The following is a 17,382-nucleotide window of genomic DNA, read 5'->3' on the forward strand; positions in this document are numbered from 1 at the left end:
AATGACAGACCAAACAGCAATTTCTAGCGGATCAGCCAGTTGAGCACGGCGCGCCAATCGGTCATGCGCACCGGCGTCCCGTGAGAACCAGTCAGAAACAACGTGAAACGGGTTGGATAGCCGGTGCGGTGCAAACGTTCGTAAAGCGCGATCTGATCGCCGGCAGCATAGACGCTGTCGCGGCTGCCATGGGTAAACCACATCGGCAGCTTGCGTTTGAAGGCCGCACTCGCGGTAAAATCCGGATCGCTGGCTCCGCCGAGAATGGCCATGCCGGACAGTTTTGCAACGATTCGGTCGTCACGGGTCAGGCCCCAACAGATGAAACTGCCCATAGACGCACAAGACAGCACAATCGGACGGCCGCCGGAATGGGCCGAGGCATAATCGATCAGGGCGGCAATCTGCGTCACCCCCGATTGGTCGAAGGAGCGCACGGAAGGTGCGTAATAGGTGCCGCCATTGTCATTGGCGAGATTTTTCAGCCGATTGAAATTGCCACCGAATTTGTAGTCATCGGCCCCAAGGCGGCGGTCCCCGCCCCGGCCATGAATGAAAATCACCGTGAATGCCGCGCCGTCCGCAGGTCCGGTCCTCGTCACATCCAGCTTGCCGGCATCACCGAGATCCAGCGTCTCGTCCTTTTGCTGGTGACGCACACCGAGCGAGACGTAGGAGGCCTTGACCCGGCGCTCAGGAATTTCGTCGCGGCCGTTGATGTCGCGCATTTCCTGATAATCGATGGTCTGGAAATCACCCTTGTCGCGGCTTTCCAGCACGGTCTGGCCGGAAAACAGCTCGTCCTTGAACGGTTTGAGGCTAACGGCAGGCGCACTCTTTGCAGGCAAAGAGCTGGTGACCGAGCAGAGAGCGGCCAGAACCACGGGGGCGAACAAATGAACTGTGGACATCCGCATCGGGATCAGGTCTCCTTAACGGCGCAGCCTTGCCACGCCGTCACGAGAAACGCAAAAGTTTTCCTTGAAAATAAGGCTGAATGGACATGGTTTGACCAAGTGCGACATAATTCTCCCGCGTCCTTGCCGCAACAGGCAATAAAGGGAATGGGCGCGCATGGACACAATCGGTTGATTGTTGCCGAGAATATGCGCTAATCAGGAACAAACCGGAAACTGCGCTGCACGGGCCAGAGACGGACGGGCACATGCCCTATCGCAAGACAGAATTCTTCACGGCGCTCCGCTGAAGACCACAAGCAAATGACAGACAAGATCATGGACGATAACAACGACCTTTTCGCCGCCCTGCCGTCAACGCCTGCCAAGGCGGCGAAGACGCTGAAAGGTGCTGCCGATGTGACGGATGCTGGTACTGCGACTGTTACTGCCGCCCAACCGGAAACCCCGGCCAAGACAGTGGCTTTCGGCTCAGCCACGCCCGCCTCCACCGGCAATCCCGACGATTATGGCGCGTCCTCCATCCGTGTTCTGGAAGGGCTGGAGCCGGTGCGGATGCGTCCCGGCATGTATATCGGCGGCACGGACGAAAAGGCGTTGCACCATCTATTTGCCGAGGTGATCGACAATTCGATGGACGAGGCGGTGGCCGGCCATGCCAATTTCATCGATGTCCATCTGGATGCCGAAGGCTTCCTGACGGTTTCCGACAATGGTCGTGGTATTCCCGTCGAGCTGCATCCGCAGGTGCCAGGCAAATCCACCCTTGAAGTGATCATGACCAAGCTGCATGCGGGCGGCAAATTCGACGGTAAGGCCTATGAGACTTCGGGTGGTTTGCACGGCGTCGGCGTATCCGTCGTCAATGCGCTGTCTGATCTGCTGGAAGTGGAAGTGGCACGCAATCGCAAGCTCTATCGCCAGCGGTTTTCGCGTGGCGTGCCGCTGGGCGGGCTGGAAGAATTGGGCGATGTCCATAATCGGCGTGGGACGCGGGTGCGCTTTCACCCCGATCCGCAGATCTTCGGTGATCATGCGAAATTCGATCCGGGCCGGATTTTCCGCATGGCCCGCTCCAAGGCCTATCTGTTCGGTGGCGTGGAAATCCGCTGGTCCTGCGATCCGACGATTTTGATCACCGGCGGCGACATTCCGGATAAGGCGGTATTTCACTTCCCTGGCGGGTTGAAGGATTATTTGGCCGCAACACTCGGCAAGGAATTTACCGTCACCCGTGAAATTTTTGCCGGCAAGACCGAAAAGACCGGCGGCCATGGCGCGATGGAATGGGCCATTACCTGGTATGGTGGCGATCCACAGGTTCATTCCTATTGCAACACCATCCCGACGCCCGAAGGCGGCACCCACGAGGCCGGTTTGCGCATTGCGCTGACCAAAGGCTTGAAAAATTATGCCGAACTGACCCAGAACAAGCGCGCCCAGCAGATCAGCACTGATGACGTGATGATCTCGGCGGTCGGCATGCTGTCGGTTTTCATCCGCGAGCCGGAATTCGTCGGCCAGACCAAGGACAAGCTGGCGACGGTAGAAGCGCAGCGTCTGGTCGAAAATGCCCTGCGCGATCCTTTCGACCACTATCTGGCCGACAATCCGAATGAAGCCGCCAAGCTGCTAGACTGGGTGATCGAGCGGGCCGAGGAACGGCTGCGGCGGCGCAAGGAAAAGGAAGTCAATCGCAAGACAGCGGTGCGCAAGCTGCGCCTGCCCGGCAAGCTGGCAGATTGCGCCCAGAACACCGCCGAGGGCGCGGAACTGTTCATAGTCGAGGGTGATTCGGCTGGCGGCTCGGCCAAGCAGGCCCGTAATCGCTCCAACCAAGCCATTCTACCCTTGCGCGGCAAGATCCTCAATGTCGGCAGTGCCAGCCGTGAAAAGCTGATGGCCAACCAGCAGATCGCCGACCTGATCCAGGCACTCGGCTGTGGCACGCGGACGAAATATCGTGATGAAGACCTGCGCTATGAGCGTATCGTCATCATGACCGATGCCGATGTGGACGGCGCCCATATCGCTTCGCTGCTGATCACCTTTTTCTATCAGGAAATGCCGGAACTGATCCGGGGCAATCATCTCTATCTGGCCGTGCCACCGCTCTACGTGATCCGCCAGGGCGCAAAGACCGTCTATGCCCGCGATGACGCCCACCGCGCCGAACTGATGGAAACCACCTTCAAAGGCAAGAAAGTCGAAATCGGCCGCTTCAAAGGTCTCGGCGAAATGATGCCGGCGCAGTTGAAGGAAACCACCATGGACCCGGCCAAGCGGATGTTGCTGAAGGTCGAGATCGACGATGTCGATTTCGAAGGCACCCGCGATGCCGTGGATGCATTGATGGGGACTAAGCCGGAAGCCCGGTTCCGGTTTATTCAGGAGCGGGCCGCCTTTGCGGAAAATCTGGATATTTGAACGGTGACGAAGGGGATTCGCGCTTAGCGATTCAAACGACTGGATTTTCCAGACGTCAGACTGCTGACAACCCCCGCATTTTTCCTCGACGTCATGCTCGGCCTTGTGCCGGGCATCTAACCACGTTAATTTAATCCAACAATGTCAACGCCTTATTCAGCGCCGGCAGACCCTCGGGACAGGCCCAAGGGTGACGAAATGCCGAGATCGGGATTTGTCAACAAACTGACGCCTGGATTGTCCAGGCGTTTTTCCATGAACAGGCTGAGCGGATCGGGACGGTAAGAGCCGAACGGCGGGATTTCCTGGAAGCCTGCTCTTCGGTAAAGACCTATTGCCTCCGGCTGGCTAATACCCGTCTCGAGGCGCAACGCTTCAAGGCCAAGCTTTTTTGCCTGCTCTTCCAAGGTCGCCATCAGCTTTTTGCCGAGAGACAGACCTCTTGATCGGGGATCGACAAACATCCGCTTGATCTCTGCCGTGCCATCACCAGCCTCAACAATTGCGGCACAGCCCACCACCTGCCCTTCATGGCGCACCACGAAAAAATGGACATTCCGCTTTTCAAGGGATGAGACGTCCAACAGATGATTGCTTTCTGCTGGATAGAGTGCGGCCATATAAGCATCGGAGAGATCCAGCAGCCGGATTACGTCGGGCTGGCGGGGCGGTTCAATGGCGATTGCCAAAAGGGGAATGTTCACAGACATCTATCGATCCTGAAAAACCAACCGCACAAGACAGATTATGCATCATAATCTTTTGTCCGAGGGTTGATTGGCCTTGGTTGTGCCAATCTTGTTGCGTTACTGATAAAACTCTACTGACCGGAAGGACGAGCCGATGCAAGCCTCACTCGTGATCATGACCATTCTGGGATGCAATGACAGCGTCAGCCAATGCCAGTATATCGCCACTGCCGAACAGCGCTGGGTTTCGGTGGAATTGTGCAATCGCGACTCAGAAAATGTCCTGGGGCAATATTCCAATGTGAATTTCCCCAGCGTCGTTGCCTTTTGCCAGCAGCAGACGGTGACACCTCCCCAGACGACCGTGACAGCGGTTCCAGCAACGCCAACCGATCCGGTGCCGGAAGCTGAAAAGCGGTCTCTGGCGGATCGTGCCATCAACAGCATAAAACAGGTTCTGCCCGGCAAGGAGGATATCAAGATGGTGTTCACCACCCCGGTGCATGTGGTCACCGACACCTATGCCTGGGCGGCAAAAAAGCTGACCAAATAACCCGCATAGCAGCAATCAAATCGCCCGCCGGAACAGGTTAGGCAGCATCGACCACAAGATGTGCGGCATATTGGCGGGCCTGTCGGCGTTCGTCCTGATGAAGCATGATCTCCACCAGATCCAGCAATTGCCGCGCCGCCTCACAAGAGGCCAGCTTGCTACCCTTGGCGAGAAGCGGTTGGCAAATGCTGCCGATCTCACCATGGGTCGCCGTCTGCACGGCGTGACGCCAAAGCAGCACAGCCTCGACGAACAGCGGTGCGATTGTGTGGTCGAGACCGGCTGACAGAAGCAGCGCCCGCACAGCATGCATGCGGCCCGTAGCCAGAATCGAGCGCACCCGGCGCTCCTGTAAGCCACTCAGCGATTCAATGGCGCTGGCAAAGAAATCGACCTTGCCCCGGCATAGCAGTTCGATCAGCAAGGCGGGCGTCAATTGGCCATTGATGCGCATCTGCTCGACCAGATCGGGAATTTCATCGAAGCCGACCTCACCGGCAATCACCGCGGCTGCGCTGACGCCAATTTCGCGGTTCAGCCTTGTGAGTTTGCTTTCTCCAAGGGAAAACCGCAGCAGGCCGGAGGCAGCAAGCGCCTGACTGGCCTGTGAAACCAGCAGGTGCCTCGCCCGACTCGGCAAGTCCATGCGCTCCAGCAATACGCCCCTCACCGCCTCATGCGCGCCGTGGCGCTCGGCCAGTCGCAGCAGACTGAAAGGCGAAATAGCGGCAGTGGGGCTATCGAGCAGCACCAGGCATTCCGGCACGTCGCCAATCTCACTGAGGGCGGCGGCAACGGCAGAGGAAAGCTGTGGACGCGCCGCAATGAAGGCACGTGTCATACCGCTGCCTCGTCCAGCCAGATCGACCAGGTCACGGTCTTGCAAAACGGGCGAGCAAAGAATCACCCGCGAGGCGATCTCTGGCTGATCTTCACATAGGGATACCAGGATAGCGCGAGGCGCTTCAGCGGAACAGGCCAGAGCCTCGGCCAGCGCCAGCCGCACTTTGGGTGAGGGATCATCTAGAAGATAGGTCATGGCGATATAGGTGGAGCGCCGGTCGTCTTCGCTCATCGGTGAATGGAGATAGGCCCGGCCCAGCGCATTGGCGGCCTTCGCCCGGTCGCACGCCTTTGCGGTTTCAGACCAGCGAAAGAAAGCCTTTACAAGCACTGACAACCCCAATCAAAACAAAACCCGACCCATTGCAATTATGGTATGCGAGAAAAGTTTAAGATTGGTTCACCATGTCGATTAACCATGAAGTTCGGAAGGATCAGCGTTTGCTTTTCTTCAAGGAAAAACCTTGCCAGGCGCTATTGCTGATAGAGACAGAACAACAGACCTCACCTGCCGCGCCAGATGCATTGGTTTTTGGCGGCAACGAGCCCACTGCACTGTATGGTAGCTGGCGGCAAAAAGCGCCATCATCCACCCTGCCCGTACTGTTTGGTCTTTCCGCCCGGCTTGACCATGATGACTTCGCCGCCCGTCTCGCTCAGTTGATGGCGCTGAAGCCGGATGGGCTGATGTTGACGGATGCCGCAACCGCCGCCGACAGCCAGCGGCTGGATGCGCTCTTGCGGGTCGAAGAAGCGAGAGCCAGACTTGACGATGGCAGCACACCGTTCATTGCCCTTCTCGGCGGCGATCCTTCCGGCTTTTTTCAGGCATCGGCCATCGCAGCCAGTTCGGCACGGCTGATCGGCCTTGGCCTGGATGAAGGAGCGGTCGTCACCGCCATCCAGGCCGAGACGCCGCGCCATGCCCAGCCGGTTCTGGAAACCTGCCGCAGCCTCGTGCAACTGGCCGCCGCCAGCGCCAATCTGCCTGCCTTCATCCAGCCTTACAGCCCGGAAGATACAGATGCCGCAGGCGATCTGGTCAAGCGAGGCTTCAGCGCCCTGATGGGTGACAGCAGCACAGCGGTCACGATGATCCGTGCCGCCTTGCCGCAAAATCAGGCCTTTGAGGGCCGCACCATCTGAAACACTTCAGTCACCACCGCATAGTCCAGATAGCCCAGCCGTGACAGGGGTTGCACCAGCGTAACATCGAACCGGCCATCGCGCATGGCGCTATCGGCCAGATGAATGCCGACGACTTCGCCGAACACCACGAAATTCTCGCTGGGTTCGCCCGAAAGCGTCTTCGGAGAAATCACCTCGGTAACCTTGCATTCCAACACGGCATAGGCTTCGTCCACATAAGGTGCGTCCACCAACCGGGCCATGACGGGGGTCAGCCCGGCAAGCTCGAATTCGCTCGTGCCATAAGCTGCCGGTGCCGAGGACCGGTTCATGGCCTCGCCTAAGTCGCTGCTGACGAAATTGGCCGTGAAGCAGCCGGTTTCCTCCACATTGCGCAGGCTGTCCTTGCGCCCGGAGGAGGAAAACATCACCATTTTCGGCTTGTCGGAAATGGCGTTGAAAAACGAATAGGGCGCCAGATTGAACGATCCATCCCGGCCTTTCGATCCGATCCAACCGATAGGACGTGGCGAGACCACGGCCTTGAACGGATCATGCGCCATGCCATGGGCGTTGGTCTTGGTTTCGTAAAACATCAATCCGTGTCTCCCATCCAGCTGACCACGTCATCTATGCTCGGACGCGGGCGCTCGACAATCGGAAATGTCGTGGACCCCATGTGAATAAAGCCCGCCACCTTCTCGCCTGGCTTGATGCCCAGCAAAGGAAAGGCCTTTTCATCGAAGGCAAACCATTCGGAAAGCCAATTGGCCACATAGCCATGGGCATTGGCCGCCATCAACAGATTGAGGCACACGGCACCCGCCGACATGACCTGCTCCCATTCCGGCACCTTGGGATGCGGTCCCGCCGTGCTGATCACCCCTATCACCACTGGAGCGCGGGTAAAGCGGGCGCGCTCGACCTTGATCATCTCCTCATCCAGCTCCGGCTTTTTCTCCAGCGCCATGGCCAGCAGCGCCTCGCCGATTTCAACCCGCTTGTTGCCGCGATAGACAATAAAGCGCCAGGGGGCGATCTTGCCGTGGTCGGGGACGCGCACCGAAAGCTTTAGGATAGATTCAAGCTCTAGTCTGGAGGGACCGGGCTCGCACATCTGAAAAGCCGGAACGGAACGACGGGTGGCCAAATAATCGAGAAGGGTGATATGTTCGTACATGTTAACGTCTTTTCCTTGAAGATCGGCGGAGCCTTGAAGAAAGTCAGATCAGTCGTTGCGAAAGCCCGCCATGCGAAAGCGTCGGAATTCGGAGCCCGAACACTGAAAAACTGGAGTAGAAAATTCAGGAAATTGCAAGCCTTGAATTTGCCTTGGCGGTCGGATTGTAGTACCAGCCGATCAACACGCCAATCATCGCGGTTGAATCGGTCGGGCATTCATATGATATCTTTTTCCTGCCGTCTTCCCCTGATCCTCGCGGCCTCGCTGCTGGCGGCAAGCGCCGGACCCGGGATGGCCGAGGATGCGTTCAAATCGTTCAAGCAATTGGATAGCACGGTGAAAATGCCGAAGCTGAACGCGTTTTCCACGCCAATTGCCCCTGCCCCCCAGTCGCATTCCAAGCTCATCCGGTTTGAAGCAAAGCTCGACAATGACGGCCAGCCCTTGCAGCAAGGCCTGGAATGGCGGGTCTATAGCCCGATAGCCGGTAGCGACGGCAAATTGCCGATGGTTGCCAGCAGCCAGGGCGGCTCGGCGGAACTGCAATTGGCACCTGGGGATTATTTCGTCAACGTGTCCTTTGGACGGGCCGGGGTGACCCGCAAGCTCGATGTTCCCTCTGAAGGTGAGGTTCAAAAGCAGGTCATGGTGCTGGATGCCGGCGGCATGGTGTTGAATGCGGTTTCCGGCCCCGATACCCGGATCAAGCCATCGAAACTGAAATTCAAAATCTACGCAGGCGATGGGCCTGAGGACAATGATCGCGGCCTGATCATGGACAATATCGAGCCCAACACCCTCGTCAGCCTCAATTCCGGCACCTATCACGTCGTCTCGCAATATGGCGAGGTCAATGCACTGGTGCGCGCTGATATCAAGGTCGAGGCGGGCAAGATTACCGAGGCGACGCTTCAGCACCGCGCCGCCCAGATGAATTTCAAGCTGGTCTCGGAACCGGGCGGTGAAGCGATTGCCGATACCGCCTGGTCGATCCTGACCTCGTCCGGCGATGCCGTGGCCGAAAGCGTCAGCGCCTATCCGGTTCTGGTTCTGTCTGAGGGCAATTACACTGCTATTGCCCGCAACAAGGACCGGATCTACCAGAAGGAATTTCAGGTCAAGGCCGGTGTCAATGCCGATGTCGAATTGCTGCTGAAAGACAGCCAGCAGAATGTTCAGCAGCAAGCCGGATACGACACCAACTAAATCCCCTCATTCCGCCTCGACAAAATCCAGGCCAATATCCAGCACCGGCGCGCTATGGGTAATCCAGCCGACCGATAGTAGATCGACACCGCTTTGCGCCACGGCCCTCGCCGTTTGCGGTGTGATGCCGCCGGATGCCTCGGTGATCGAGCGGCCTGCGACAATCGCCACCGCTTCAAGCAATTGCTCCGGCGTCATATTGTCCAGAAGCACGGCATCCACACCGATCTCCATTGCTTCACGCAATTGCTCCAGCGTATCGACTTCCACCTCGATCTTGACCATATGCCCGACACCGGCCCGCGCCCGCCGGATGGCCTGGGTGACGCTGCCTGCAATGGCGACGTGATTGTCCTTGATCAGTACTGCATCGTAGAGCGCGAAGCGGTGGTTCATACCACCACCCATCCGCACTGCATATTTCTCCAGCGCCCGCAGGCCCGGCGTGGTTTTGCGCGTGCAGGCCACTGCCGCGTTGGTGCCGGAAACGGCATCAACGATTTGGCGCGTCACCGTGGCTATGCCTGAGAGATGGCCGAGAAAATTCAGGGCCACCCGCTCGCCGGTCAAAAGGCTGCGGGAGGAGCCGGAAATCGTTGCCAGAACATCCCCCGCCTTAACCGCCGCGCCGTCGCTGACATGGCAGGTCATGACCAGACCGGGATCGACCAGTTCGAAGGCGATGGCACTGACATCCAGTCCGGCAATCACCCCGTCCCGACGGCTGGCGATCTGCACCGTCGAACGGTGATCTGCCGGGATGACCGCCATGGAGGTGATATCGCCGGCCAATCCCAGGTCCTCCGAGAGAGCATTGCGCACCAACGGCTCAACGATGACGCGCGGCAGAGAATGAAGAAACATGTCAGGCGCTCCGGGCATAGGGCTGCAAGGCAGGGGAAACGATATCACGGGCAAGGAAAAGGGCCTCATCCAGCGTCATGCGCTGGCGCAGAGGGTCTGGGCAGGAATGGGGGAAATCGGTTCTCGCATGAGCGCCCGCGCAATGGCGTCGCGCATGGGCAAACACGGCGACCAGCAGCGCCACCACAGCCGGATCGCTGGCCGGACCGCCTGCTTCAACGAGTGGCAGAAAATCCGCCATTGCAGCCTGCAAGCCACACTCATTGCGCAAGACGCCAAGCTGGGCCGAGACAATCGCCCGGACCGGCGCAATATCGTCAGCGAGCGGCAAGGTTTTCGGCCTGGAAGGATTAGTCTGACGGAGTGCAACGCCCGCGACATCTTCTGCGACCCGCATACCCATCACCGCCGCTTCCAGCAGCGAATTGCTGGCCAGGCGGTTGGCGCCATGCAGACCGGTGCAGGCCACCTCGCCTGCCGCCCAGAGACCGGCAACCGAGGTTTTGCCGAAACAATCGGTCTCCACACCGCCCATGTGATAATGCGCCGCGGGGCGCACCGGGATTGGTTGCGATGACGGATCGATTCCAGCCGCTCGGCAGAGAGCGTCGATGGCGGGAAACCGGCTGGAAAAACCGTGGCCAAGCGCCTTTCGGGCATCGAGGGCAACCGTGCCTCCCCTGGCCCGTTCCGCGCTGATCGCCCGCGCCACCACGTCACGCGGCGCAAGTTCGGCTCCGGGGGTAGAGGCCATGAACCGCTCGCCGCGCTCATTGATCAGCACAGCGCCCTCGCCGCGCACGGCTTCGCTGACCAACGGCTGCGGATAGAGGGGAACATCCAGCGCCGTCGGGTGAAATTGCACAAACTCCATATCCGACAGAACAGCACCGGCGCGGGCGGCAAGCATGATGCCCTGTCCGTAATTGCCTGACGGATTGGTGGTGGCGTCGTAAAGCCCGCCAAGGCCGCCGGTGGCCAGCACCACCCGCGAAGCGGCAATCTGCACTGGTCCTGACGCCGAGGCACAGAGCAATCCGGTGATCCCGCCCGCATCGACCAGCAGGCGACGCACCTGAAGTCCACTCATCACGGAAATCGATGGCGTGGCCAACACCGCAGCCACAAGACTCCGAATAATTTCCGCGCCGGACCCGTCACCCCCGGCATGGACAATGCGACGACGGCCGTGGGCGGCTTCCAAGCCCAGCGCCAACGCACCCTCGCCATTCCGGTCGAAGCGGACGCGGAACCGTTCCAGCAGGGCAATCGCCGCAGGCGCAGCGGAGGTTATCATCTCGACGATATCAGGATCGCAAAGCCCATCGCCTGCCGCCAGCGTATCTGCCGCATGCAGGGCTGCATTGTCGTCAGCCCCCATGCTCGCGGCAATGCCGCCTTGCGCCCAGGCGCTGGAGGTTTCCGCACCGAGAGCAGCGCGGGTGACGATGGTGACAGGCTGCGGCGCAAGGCTGAGCGCCGTTACCAGACCGGCCAAGCCGCTGCCGATCACGATGATCCGATCCTCTCTGGTATTAAGCATGCTCATACCGCCAACATCCTTTCCACCGCCCGGCGCGCGGCATCGGCAATGGCGGGATCGACCGTCACTTCCTGACGGTTTTCCTCCAGTGCTTGGCGAATATTGGCCAGCGTAATCCGCTTCATATGCGGGCAGAGATTGCAGGGTCGCACGAAATCCACATCAGGATGATGGACAGCGACATTGTCGCTCATCGAGCATTCCGTCAGCAACACGACGCGGGCCGGTTTATGGCTGGCGACATAATCCGACATTACCGCCGTCGATCCGGCAAAATCGGCCGCCGCAACCACATCCGGCGGACATTCGGGATGGGCAAGCACGACGACACCGGGATTGGCCTCACGCAGCTCGGCAATATCGCCTGCGGTGAACAGCTCATGGACCTCGCAATGGCCGTGCCAGGCGATGATTTCGACATTGGTTTCACGCGCTACGTTGCGGGCCAGATATTCGTCCGGGATCATCAGCACTTTCGGCACACCAAGGCTTTCAACCACAGCCTTGGCATTGCCGGAGGTGCAGCAGATATCGGATGCCGCCTTCACTGCCGCGGACGTATTGACATAGGTGATCACAGGCACGCCGGGATGGGCGGCACGCAACAGGGCAATATCCTCAGGCGTGATCGAATCAGCCAGTGAACAGCCCGCTGCCATATCGGGAATCAACACGGTTTTTGTCGGATTAAGCAGCTTGGCGGTCTCGGCCATGAAATGCACACCCGCCAGCACAATCACATCCGCATCGACCTCCATGGCCTTACGGGCCAAGGCCAGACTATCGCCGACAATGTCGGCAACGCCATGGAAAATCTCCGGCGTCTGGTAGTTGTGAGCAAGGATAACGGCATTGCGGCGCTTCTTCAGCTCCAGGATCGCTGCGATATCATCCTCGAAAGACATCCACTCGGCCTTCGGGATAACGCGGGCGACCCGGTCATAGAGTGCTGACAGTGAAGGGGCGGTATTCATTGGCTTTCCCTTTTCTACTCATTTTGAGTATATCCTCAAGCCAAGAGTTATTCTCGATTGGAGTTTATGTCAATCGCGCGACAATTATTTTTATGGAAGAGACAAAACGACCCCTGATGCACATCCACACGGAAGATTGCACCGCATTAAATCTTTTAATATCAGTGATTTATGACCTAGACAGCGGCAGCTTCGAGCCGGACAAGGCGCGGGCTTCCAACACAGCGTGACGATAGCGGAAAAGTTTTGCCGGGCGTCCACCCGTCTCGCTTGCCATGTCGCCGGTCTCCTCGATCAGCTCTTGCTGATCGATCTGACGGCGGAAATTCGGTTTGTGAAGCGTGAGGCCAGCCAGCGCCTCGACACAGCGTTGCAGTTGGGAAAGCGTAAAGCTTTCCGGCATCAGTTCGAATACGACCGGCCGGTATTTGATCTTGGCGCGCAGGCGCGCAATGCCGGTCGCCAGGATGCGGCGATGATCGCCGACCATCGCACGGCCTGAGGCTTCCACTGCACCGGCCTCCTGCACCAGACCGGCCTCATACATCAGCTCATAGCGCTGCAAGACCAGATCCTCGTTCCAATCCATGCCATTCAGCCCGAAGGAAAAATCGAGCCGGCGCTGGCGATGTTCGCGCCGGCTGGTATCGGCCACCGCCCACGCCTGAAGAGCATCGAGAAGGCGGGCCAAACTCTCCGGTGGGCTGTTGCGACGGTCTTCCCAGGGGAAATATTCGTACCAGCCATGCCAGCCGGGCCGTCCGGCGCCGGGCGCGGCCTGTTCACGCACCAACCCCAGATAACTGATCGAAATCGTCCGTCCACCGCCGACATCCGTGTCACGATCCCGGTCAGCAAAGGTGTAAAGCTGCTCCAGGTAGCCAACCGGATGCCCGGTTTGATCCTCGATCCATTCCCGCAACCCGCCTTGCAGGCTACGATGACCAAGCTCGAATGGTCCGGACGGTAGTGCATCGCCACCCCGCACCGTCATGACCCGAGGTTCGTCCCCGGTCACAGCCGTCAAGACGGCAATCAGTTCGGCATGGGCAATGGCATTGAGCAAGGTGCTGGTCCTGCGTGGGATTGGCGAGGGAATAACGGCTACGATGTCGCTGGACAGGCTTACAGAAAATTCTCTTTCTTTTCAATTGATTGACTTCTGAATATCAAACCATTGACGTAGCCGCTCCTTTTTTCTCGATAAATTGGCAAGCAACCAACTCACAAACCAAACTATCTAAAAGCATTTTTTGAGATTCAAAGCTCGGCATTTTTCCCATCTATTATCCGATAACAAAATACCAGATCCTTATCGATGCAATTTTACAGTACAAATATTGGATTATTAAATGATAGAGAAATTTATATTTTTAATTTTTGTAATGACATCGGTTTTGATGTCATCAGTTGCAAGCCGGGCTGAAAATTGCCTAGCCGCAATCAACGAAGCAGACGTCCTACAGGCAGAGGAGAGATGGGGCAAAGGGTTGGTGGAAATTGGCGCCGCTGAAGACGCAAGAACGGCGGCAAAAAAATTCATAGCCGACACCTATGGCTATCAGGAAGGAACCGTCCTGTTCAAGCCGACCAAGGCTTCCGTGGTTGAGTTTCGAGATACACCGGAAGACGCGCTATCCTATTTCGTCACCGGAAGGCTGGCGGAAGACCACGGATTTGCGCTGACACCCTATACGAATGTGCGGTTTGAAAACCACGCCATCATCTACGACTGCAAAACAGCAATCTCCATGGGCAATTATTACTTCACCGCCAAGGACGGCTCAGTGACCAAAGCCGATTACACAATGGGCTTTATCAAAACCGCAGAGGGCCATCTGAAAATCAATATCCAGCATTCATCGCTGCCATACACGCCCAGTCATTGACGGGATCAGCAAGGGGCGAAAACACCCCGCCCCTTGCCTTGGAAAAACCCTTAAGCCAGTTTCCTGGCCGCCCGCTTGCGCTTTAGATCCGGTGGCGTGGCTTCATCGACCAGGCTGGCAATGGCCTCATCCAGCGTCATCGACACCTGATCCTGGCTGCCGAGACGGCGGATATTGACCGTGCGATCTTCCGCTTCGCGCTTGCCGCAAACGATGATCACAGGCACCTTGCCAACTGAGTGCTCACGAACCTTATAGTTGATCTTCTCGTTACGGAAATCGGTTTCCACTTCGAGACCGGCATCGCGCAATTGGTCGGCTACGTCGCGGCCATAGTCGTCAGCCTCGGAGGTAATGGTCGCCACCACCACCTGCAAGGGCGCAAACCACAGCGGCATGTGACCGGCGAAATTCTCGATCAGAATGCCAAGGAACCGCTCCATCGAACCACAAATGGCGCGGTGAATCATCACCGGCTGGGTCTTTTCCGAATGCTGGTCGATGTAGAAGGCGCCGAAGCGTTCTGGCAAGTTGAAGTCCACCTGCGTCGTGCCGCATTGCCATTCACGGCCAATCGCGTCCTTCAGCGTATATTCGAATTTCGGACCGTAGAACGCACCCTCGCCCGGCAGAATGCCGGTCTTGATCCGCCCACCGGACTGCTCTTCGATGGCCTTCAACACGTCGGTCATCACGCTTTCGGCGCGATCCCAAAGCTCGTCGGAGCCAACGCGCTTTTCCGGGCGGGTCGAAAGCTTGACCACGACTTCCTTGAAGCCAAAATCCTCATAGACCGACAGGATCAGATCGTTGATCCGCAGGCATTCCGCCGCCATCTGCTCTTCCGTGCAGAACACATGCGCGTCGTCCTGCGTAAAGCCGCGCACACGCATCAAGCCATGCAAAGCGCCCGACGCTTCATAGCGATGTACGAGGCCAAATTCCGCAAGACGAACAGGCAGTTCGCGGTAAGACTTCAACCCATGCTTGAAGATCTGCACGTGACCAGGGCAGTTCATGGGTTTGAGCGCAAACACACGTTGATCAGCTTCCGGATCGTTCGGGTTGGTAAAGGCATGGGCGGATTTCACCGCAAACATGTTTTCCTGATACCAGCCCCAGTGACCCGAGGTTTCCCAGAGCGACTTGTCCAGCACCTGCGGCGCGTTGACTTCCTGATAGGTATTGGCCAAGCGGCGGCGCATATAGGCGGTCAGCGACTGGAACATTTTCCAGCCCTTGCCATGCCAGAACACCACGCCCGGGCCTTCCTCCTGGAAATGGAACAGGTCCATTTCTCGGCCCAGCTTGCGGTGATCGCGCTTTTCGGCTTCCGCCAGGATATGCAGGTAATTGTCGAGCTGTTCCTGCTCGGCAAAGGCTGTCCCGTAGATGCGCGTCAGCATCGGATTGTTGCTGTCGCCGCGCCAATAGGCACCGGCCACCTTCATCAGTTTGAAGGCCGTGCCGATCTGTCCGGTGGAGGCCATATGCGGTCCACGGCAAGGATCGAACCAGTCGCCCTGATAATAGATCTTGATATCCTGATCTTCAGGAATGGCGTCGATCAACTCGACCTTGTAGGATTCGCCCTTGGCGGCAAACACCTCGCGCGCCATTTCACGCGACCAGACTTCCTTGCGGAACGGCTGATTGCGCTGAATGATTTCCTTCATCTTCTTTTCGATCTTCGGCAGATCTTCCGGCGTGAACGGCTCGTTTTTGGCAAAGTCGTAGTAGAAACCGTTTTCGATCACCGGACCGATGGTCACCTGCGTGCCCGGCCACATTTCCTGCACCGCTTCGGCGAGAACATGGGCGGTGTCGTGACGGATCAGTTCCAGCGCACGCGGATCGGCGCGGGTGACGATCTCGATTTTTCCATCGACAACCGGGTCGGCAAGGTCGCGCACAACGCCATCGAGCGCAATGGCCACGGCCTTCTTGGCCAGCGACTTGGAAATCGATTCGGCAACATCACGGCCGGTCGCGCCAGCCGCAAAGCTGCGCACGGAACCATCGGGAAATGTAAGGGAAACGGTGTCGGACATGTTTTAAAGGCTCCTGATCCAGTCCCGCCAACCAATGCGGGTGGTAAAAATGACCGGCGCAAATGGCCGGGATTGAAGCGGCTGAATACTGAAATTCGGCTTTTCAGTAAAGCTTATTTCGCAGGGATATCGAAGCGCCAAAACCTGAGCGTCGCGCGTGCGACGCCTGACGGTATTCTTCCGGTACCGTCATGAAACATGCCCTGAAGGATGCTTGCGTCCAAACGTCCACAGGCTCCAGACCTGCCAAAACCGAAAGCGAGTGCCAAGGGTCTGCGGCACATCATCCACGCCCCAGGTTCCGCCGGGGCCGCAGCGCCCGACCCGAAACAAGGTGAGCCAGCCGCCGCTCCACAGTCCATGGCGGGCGATGGCCTCATAGCCATATTCCGAGCACGTCGGGGAATGTCGGCAATGACTGCCGACCAGGCTGGAGAGCGTCAACTGGTAGAGTCGGATCAGCCCCATGCCCAACAACCGGTCCGGTGTCTTGCGAAAAGACCCGCGATAATTCCGGCCCCTGTGGCGCGGCCTTTCGTCCTCCTCGTCGTCGAGGTTTTCGCAGTACTGGCACATCGGCGAGACAACTAGCCAGCCAGCGCCGCTTGGCGGGCCTCGATCTGGTCGAGACAGTCGCAAAGTGCATCCAGAATCAGCATGGTCGAGGCATGGCGGGCCTTGTAGTCCCTCACAGGCATCAGGTAGCGCAGATCCTCAAACCGGCCCTGCGGCCCCTCGCCGCCTTCCTTCAACATATCAAGCATATCGGCCCGGGCCTTGCGAATCTCCATAAAGCTTGCGCCGACCACATGGCGCGCCGTGATCGACGCGGAGGCCTGACCCAGCGCGCAGGCACGCAACTCCTGCGAAAAATCAGTGACTTTTTCACCGTCCACGGTTACAAAAGCCTTGAGACGGGAACCACACAAGCGGGAGTGCTTTTCAGCCACGGCATCGGCATTGCTCAATGCGCCGACGCGGACGATATTGCCGGCAAATTCCAGGATTTTGGTATTGTAAATATCATCCATCGCCAAACTTTGCTCCAAATGCCCGCCCATACGCAAAAACCGACCTGTTGGATTATCCATATTTACGCAACACTGTGTCGCGTT

16 protein-coding genes and 1 pseudogene are annotated in these 17,382 nt (G+C 58.2%); 5 read left to right on the top strand and 12 right to left on the bottom strand.

Features of this window, described 5'->3' with window-relative positions:
* Nucleotides 1-23: 23 nt before the first annotated feature.
* Entirely contained in the window at nucleotides 24-917 is an 894-nt protein-coding gene (locus H1Y61_RS10970) for a dienelactone hydrolase family protein (protein ID WP_180572620.1), read from the bottom strand.
* Nucleotides 918-1,220: 303 nt separating this feature from the next.
* Between H1Y61_RS10970 and parE the strand changes: the two genes are divergently transcribed.
* The gene (gene parE / locus H1Y61_RS10975) at nucleotides 1,221-3,344 is read left to right on the top strand and encodes a DNA topoisomerase IV subunit B (protein WP_409363937.1); all 2,124 of its coding nucleotides are present in this window, start codon (nucleotides 1,221-1,223) and stop codon (nucleotides 3,342-3,344) included.
* Between the two features lie 242 nt (nucleotides 3,345-3,586).
* On the opposite strand, the pseudogene H1Y61_RS10980 reads toward parE, so the two are convergent.
* A pseudogene (locus H1Y61_RS10980) lies at nucleotides 3,587-4,054 on the bottom strand (GNAT family N-acetyltransferase); the annotation flags it as partial.
* 133 nt (nucleotides 4,055-4,187) lie between these two features.
* Between H1Y61_RS10980 and H1Y61_RS10985 the strand changes: the two are divergent.
* Nucleotides 4,188-4,586: a hypothetical protein gene (locus H1Y61_RS10985; RefSeq protein ID WP_180572621.1), complete on the top strand. Its 399-nt coding sequence runs from the start codon at nucleotides 4,188-4,190 to the stop codon at nucleotides 4,584-4,586.
* A gap of 37 nt (nucleotides 4,587-4,623) precedes the next feature.
* On the opposite strand, the gene H1Y61_RS10990 is transcribed toward H1Y61_RS10985, so the two are convergent.
* Nucleotides 4,624-5,760 (bottom strand): DUF2336 domain-containing protein, encoded by a 1,137-nt coding sequence (locus H1Y61_RS10990; RefSeq protein ID WP_235680695.1) that lies wholly within the window; start codon nucleotides 5,758-5,760, stop codon nucleotides 4,624-4,626.
* A 74-nt stretch (nucleotides 5,761-5,834) separates the two neighbouring features.
* On the opposite strand from H1Y61_RS10990, the gene H1Y61_RS10995 reads away from it, so the two are divergent.
* Nucleotides 5,835-6,575, top strand: coding sequence for a hypothetical protein (locus H1Y61_RS10995; RefSeq protein WP_180572623.1), 741 nt, complete (start codon nucleotides 5,835-5,837; stop codon nucleotides 6,573-6,575).
* Here the strand turns inward: H1Y61_RS10995 and H1Y61_RS11000 are convergent.
* Entirely contained in the window at nucleotides 6,548-7,153 is a 606-nt protein-coding gene (locus tag H1Y61_RS11000; protein ID WP_180572624.1) for a flavin reductase family protein, read from the bottom strand. The two genes, H1Y61_RS10995 and H1Y61_RS11000, sit on opposite strands and share 28 nt — an antisense overlap.
* Nucleotides 7,153-7,737 carry a nitroreductase family protein gene (locus H1Y61_RS11005; RefSeq protein ID WP_174110779.1) on the bottom strand — a complete coding sequence of 195 codons (585 nt, stop codon included), beginning with the start codon at nucleotides 7,735-7,737 and terminating at the stop codon, nucleotides 7,153-7,155. Before H1Y61_RS11005 ends, H1Y61_RS11000 begins: the two co-directional genes overlap by 1 nt.
* Nucleotides 7,738-7,959: 222 nt before the next feature.
* Here H1Y61_RS11005 and H1Y61_RS11010 point away from each other — a divergent pair, with 222 nt between their 5' ends.
* Nucleotides 7,960-8,946: a hypothetical protein gene (locus H1Y61_RS11010; RefSeq protein WP_180572625.1), complete on the top strand. Its 987-nt coding sequence runs from the start codon at nucleotides 7,960-7,962 to the stop codon at nucleotides 8,944-8,946.
* A gap of 6 nt (nucleotides 8,947-8,952) precedes the next feature.
* Here H1Y61_RS11010 and nadC read toward each other — a convergent pair whose 3' ends face one another.
* The 4 genes from nadC to H1Y61_RS11030 all read right to left on the bottom strand — a co-directional run bounded on the left by nadC (nucleotide 8,953) and on the right by H1Y61_RS11030 (nucleotide 13,393).
* Nucleotides 8,953-9,810: a carboxylating nicotinate-nucleotide diphosphorylase gene (gene nadC, locus H1Y61_RS11015; RefSeq protein ID WP_180572626.1), complete on the bottom strand. Its 858-nt coding sequence runs from the start codon at nucleotides 9,808-9,810 to the stop codon at nucleotides 8,953-8,955.
* A gap of 1 nt (nucleotide 9,811) precedes the next feature.
* Entirely contained in the window at nucleotides 9,812-11,359 is a 1,548-nt protein-coding gene (locus H1Y61_RS11020) for an L-aspartate oxidase (RefSeq protein WP_180572627.1), read from the bottom strand.
* Entirely contained in the window at nucleotides 11,356-12,327 is a 972-nt protein-coding gene (nadA, locus tag H1Y61_RS11025) for a quinolinate synthase NadA (protein ID WP_180572628.1), read from the bottom strand. Before nadA ends, H1Y61_RS11020 begins: the two co-directional genes overlap by 4 nt.
* 169 nt (nucleotides 12,328-12,496) lie before the next feature.
* Entirely contained in the window at nucleotides 12,497-13,393 is an 897-nt protein-coding gene (locus H1Y61_RS11030) for an NUDIX hydrolase (protein ID WP_180572629.1), read from the bottom strand.
* Nucleotides 13,394-13,727: 334 nt separating this feature from the next.
* Between H1Y61_RS11030 and H1Y61_RS11035 the strand changes: the two genes are divergently transcribed.
* Nucleotides 13,728-14,216, top strand: a complete 489-nt coding sequence (locus H1Y61_RS11035) for a hypothetical protein (RefSeq protein ID WP_235680697.1) — start codon at nucleotides 13,728-13,730, stop codon at nucleotides 14,214-14,216.
* A gap of 50 nt (nucleotides 14,217-14,266) precedes the next feature.
* Here H1Y61_RS11035 and thrS read toward each other — a convergent pair whose 3' ends face one another.
* From thrS to H1Y61_RS11050, 3 genes are all read right to left on the bottom strand, one after another.
* The gene (gene thrS, locus H1Y61_RS11040) at nucleotides 14,267-16,267 is read right to left on the bottom strand and encodes a threonine--tRNA ligase (protein WP_180572631.1); all 2,001 of its coding nucleotides are present in this window, start codon (nucleotides 16,265-16,267) and stop codon (nucleotides 14,267-14,269) included.
* Nucleotides 16,268-16,456: 189 nt separating this feature from the next.
* Nucleotides 16,457-16,843 carry a membrane protein insertion efficiency factor YidD gene (gene yidD, locus H1Y61_RS11045; protein WP_180572632.1) on the bottom strand — a complete coding sequence of 129 codons (387 nt, stop codon included), beginning with the start codon at nucleotides 16,841-16,843 and terminating at the stop codon, nucleotides 16,457-16,459.
* Nucleotides 16,844-16,854: 11 nt separating this feature from the next.
* A complete protein-coding gene (locus H1Y61_RS11050) occupies nucleotides 16,855-17,298 on the bottom strand; it encodes an iron-sulfur cluster assembly scaffold protein (protein ID WP_180572633.1) in 444 nt (147 codons plus the stop codon).
* Nucleotides 17,299-17,382: the final 84 nt, after the last annotated feature.

This window comes from Agrobacterium vitis, from assembly GCF_013426735.1.
Lineage (GTDB): Bacteria > Pseudomonadota > Alphaproteobacteria > Rhizobiales > Rhizobiaceae > Allorhizobium > Allorhizobium vitis_D.

Coding starts and splice junctions, on each gene's coding strand:
- H1Y61_RS10985 (WP_180572621.1), top strand. CDS start 4,188: ATGCAAGCCTCACTCGTGATCATGACCATTCTGGGATGCAATGACAGC.
- H1Y61_RS11020 (WP_180572627.1), bottom strand. CDS start 11,359: ATGAGCATGCTTAATACCAGAGAGGATCGGATCATCGTGATCGGCAGC.
- yidD (WP_180572632.1), bottom strand. CDS start 16,843: ATGTGCCAGTACTGCGAAAACCTCGACGACGAGGAGGACGAAAGGCCG.
- nadC (WP_180572626.1), bottom strand. CDS start 9,810: ATGTTTCTTCATTCTCTGCCGCGCGTCATCGTTGAGCCGTTGGTGCGC.
- parE (WP_409363937.1), top strand. CDS start 1,221: ATGACAGACAAGATCATGGACGATAACAACGACCTTTTCGCCGCCCTG.
- H1Y61_RS10970 (WP_180572620.1), bottom strand. CDS start 917: ATGCGGATGTCCACAGTTCATTTGTTCGCCCCCGTGGTTCTGGCCGCT.
- H1Y61_RS11035 (WP_235680697.1), top strand. CDS start 13,728: ATGTCATCAGTTGCAAGCCGGGCTGAAAATTGCCTAGCCGCAATCAAC.
- H1Y61_RS11010 (WP_180572625.1), top strand. CDS start 7,960: ATGATATCTTTTTCCTGCCGTCTTCCCCTGATCCTCGCGGCCTCGCTG.
- H1Y61_RS10995 (WP_180572623.1), top strand. CDS start 5,835: ATGTCGATTAACCATGAAGTTCGGAAGGATCAGCGTTTGCTTTTCTTC.
- H1Y61_RS11050 (WP_180572633.1), bottom strand. CDS start 17,298: ATGGATGATATTTACAATACCAAAATCCTGGAATTTGCCGGCAATATC.
- H1Y61_RS11000 (WP_180572624.1), bottom strand. CDS start 7,153: ATGTTTTACGAAACCAAGACCAACGCCCATGGCATGGCGCATGATCCG.
- H1Y61_RS11005 (WP_174110779.1), bottom strand. CDS start 7,737: ATGTACGAACATATCACCCTTCTCGATTATTTGGCCACCCGTCGTTCC.
- nadA (WP_180572628.1), bottom strand. CDS start 12,327: ATGAATACCGCCCCTTCACTGTCAGCACTCTATGACCGGGTCGCCCGC.
- thrS (WP_180572631.1), bottom strand. CDS start 16,267: ATGTCCGACACCGTTTCCCTTACATTTCCCGATGGTTCCGTGCGCAGC.